Source organism: Sporomusa sp., assembly GCF_057736855.1.
Genome location: NZ_JBYKYF010000313.1, coordinates 587 through 3,461, shown reverse-complemented (window position 1 = coordinate 3,461; position 2,875 = coordinate 587). Strand labels below are relative to the sequence as shown.

The window sequence follows — 2,875 nt, the reverse complement described above, 5'->3', positions numbered from 1 at the left end:
GCACCCAATTTTAAAACTTTTGCAGTGGCAGGCTGAGCTTGCTGGTTACTGTTGCAGCCGGTCAAACCTATAGCTAACACAAACATAACCAGACTAGCAAAGGCAATCCATTTTTTGGACATATTATGTACCCCTCTCTTATGCATAATCCTTTATTATTATACCGAGTTTTGGACTAGCCGCCAACTTTCACTACCGCTTGAATTAAACAAAAAAACTGGTGCTTGCTCAAACAAGCACCCATCTTATTCCGTTTTCTAACGTTTTATCAATTGCACTAATTGCTGATAATACATCAACTGGTCCTGAAATAATATACGAGTCAACCCACTGGGAGACGGCACCACAAAGTTGGTAACTCCTGTCACGGAGCTTACTGGTTGCAACCCACAGCGAATACCCGCCTGCCTACTAAACTCCCGGTATACTCCTACACCAGCAAAACAGGCAATCTGCGGCTTGTAATGCCAAAGCTTATTTATAAGGATTTCCCGCCCGACCCGGTATTCTTCTTTAGTAATTTCAGCCGCCGTTCGGCTGGGACGAGCGACAATATTAGTAATCCCGTAGCCCATAGCAAGTAGCTGGCTGTCTTCCTCCGGTTTAAGCAGATGAGGGGTGATTCCAGACGCCGCCAGTAATTTCCAAAACTTGTTCGAATAGCCGGCAAAATGATGACCAATTTCTGCCGACCTGCGTCCCGGATTAAAACCAATGAACAGGATTTTTAGATCATGAGCAAGGATATCAGGTACCTCAGTCATCTAATGCCTCCATGTTTCCAAGATCTTAAACACCTAACCCTTTAATACCTAAAACTCAGGCTACAAGGAAGAGGTTCCCCGCTTTAAGGTAAAAACACTTACCTCGGCCGGGCAACCAACCCTTACAGGCAGCCAGTGCCCAGTACCGACACTAACATATCCGTAGCAATCTCCTTGTCGATACATCCCACGCATGTATTTATACTGGACAGGCAGAAGCGATTTGCCAAATAGATTTACCTGACCGCCATGTGTATGCCCGGCCAGCGTAAAGGGTATACTGGCGGTAAAAGCCTCGTCTAAAAAGGCAGAATGATGGGTTAAGAGTACGGTAAACGCATCAGCGGGAATACCACGGATAGCCTTGGAAAAGAACTGGCGCCGTACTATTTCCTGCCCTTCCTTATCTTTGCTCCAAGGATAGTCAACGCCAGCCAGATACAAGCCATTTACCACGGCCTTGTTACTATTTCCAAGAACAGTGATAGGACTACTATACAGCGCCTTGCGAATCCGATTAATATCACGAAAATACTCATGGTTGCCCCAGCAATAGAAAATACCCTGCGGCAGTTGTGGATAAAAGGCCGCAAGGCGTTCCATGGTTGGCGGTAGTAAGGTTAAGTCATCAATTAAATCGCCAGTAATCACCAACAAGTCCGGACGCTCTTGTTTAACCATTGTAAGTACCCTATCCAGCTTATCCATGCCAAAAAAGGGACCAATATGGGTGTCACTGATTTGTGCAATTTTAAACCCCGCCAATGCGGGCGGTAATTGAGGAAAAGTAAGCGTATGCCTGTTTATAACAATTTGAGTATCGCCGTTAATGACCCCATAGGCACTGGCTACTAAAGGCACCGCTGGTAAGGCTGCCGACATTTCTTGAAGAAATTGGCGTCGGGTTATTGCGCGGTGTCCGACTGCTGTCAAAACATCCAGTGACTCATCCTGACTTGCTACTACTCTGCAAGCGGAAAATTGCCGCAGGAGGCATCGGACAATATAACCTGCTAGTAGTACCACCAGCATAAACACCAGGCCCACGATCCAAATATAAGCAAAGTAAATACAGTATTTAAACCACTCGCCAGGAAAACCGCCAGCCGGACGCAGCCAGCGGCTAAACAGTAAAATAGCTACCGAAAAGATCGTAGTACCCCAATACACATATCTGGCTTTTTTTTCGGCATATACGGCATGCCATTTGCGTAAAATTCGGCTCCCCAGTCATGCTATTACTGCTAACAACAAACGAACAATCAATATTGAAAGTATCGAAGGACCGTGCTGCATTTGCGCCTCCTTGAATCCTAAATGATTACCTTCAACCCTAGACTCTGGCCGTTCTGCCTTTGCTAGCGCAAAATCAAAATGGTTTTTATTGGCAAATATCCCGATTATTCCCCAAAGTACTGCTTATATAGATAATTATATATCTTATTATAGAATTTCTGACATGGCAAATAGTAACAGCCCAAAACGAAATTAGCGGGATAATGGCTCATCTAACTGCATACGGCATATATTATAAGTAGTTTCGATAAGGAGGGTAACTGATGGCTACCAATACGCTAACCATTCTTAATGCTATTTTAGGTGATATCAACGCCGTTATTCCAAACTTCGCTTCATTAGTTAGTTCCTATCGACTGCTGGTCGGGGCCGCTGAAGAAATCCAGCGTACTCCCGGCGTACCTTTTGAAATATACGAACGGGCGGTCATCCGTTATGACCGAACAGGAACACTAATTGACATCCTGTTAGAACTATTATGTTGTAAAATAGCCTTCAGCAGCCAGTTCTTAGCCGTAACTTGTGCGCCTATCGACATTTTTAGCCTGTTATCTGACTGCGGTACTGTCGAAGACCCATGCCGTACTGCTGAACAAATTATAATTCTGGAAGCATTGCGGCAAGCCTTAGGCCGACCTTGTTGTTCCTGCTTCGGACCACCCCCCGAGGGTATAACCCCGCCACCCTCGCCTCCTCCGCCAGTTAAGCCAACACCAACAACAGCAGAAGAAGATATTACACGTGGCAATACGGACTCTTTTGATGAATTGGAAACAGAAGTAAGTTCAGTTTCAGCCCGCACTGTCAAATTCAAA

General features: G+C 45.3%; 3 protein-coding genes. 1 reads left to right on the top strand and 2 read right to left on the bottom strand.

From position 1 onward, the window contains the following. Positions 1-257: 257 nt before the first annotated feature. A complete protein-coding gene (locus AC29Z1_RS15320) occupies positions 258-764 on the bottom strand; it encodes a mismatch-specific DNA-glycosylase (protein WP_488272323.1) in 507 nt (168 codons plus the stop codon). 60 nt (positions 765-824) lie between these two features. Then, the gene (locus tag AC29Z1_RS15315; protein WP_488272325.1) at positions 825-1,982 is read right to left on the bottom strand and encodes a metallophosphoesterase; all 1,158 of its coding nucleotides are present in this window, start codon (positions 1,980-1,982) and stop codon (positions 825-827) included. A gap of 341 nt (positions 1,983-2,323) precedes the next feature. Here AC29Z1_RS15315 and AC29Z1_RS15310 point away from each other — a divergent pair. Then, positions 2,324-2,875: hypothetical protein (locus AC29Z1_RS15310; protein WP_488272322.1), on the top strand; the 552-nt coding region annotated here is incomplete at its 3' end.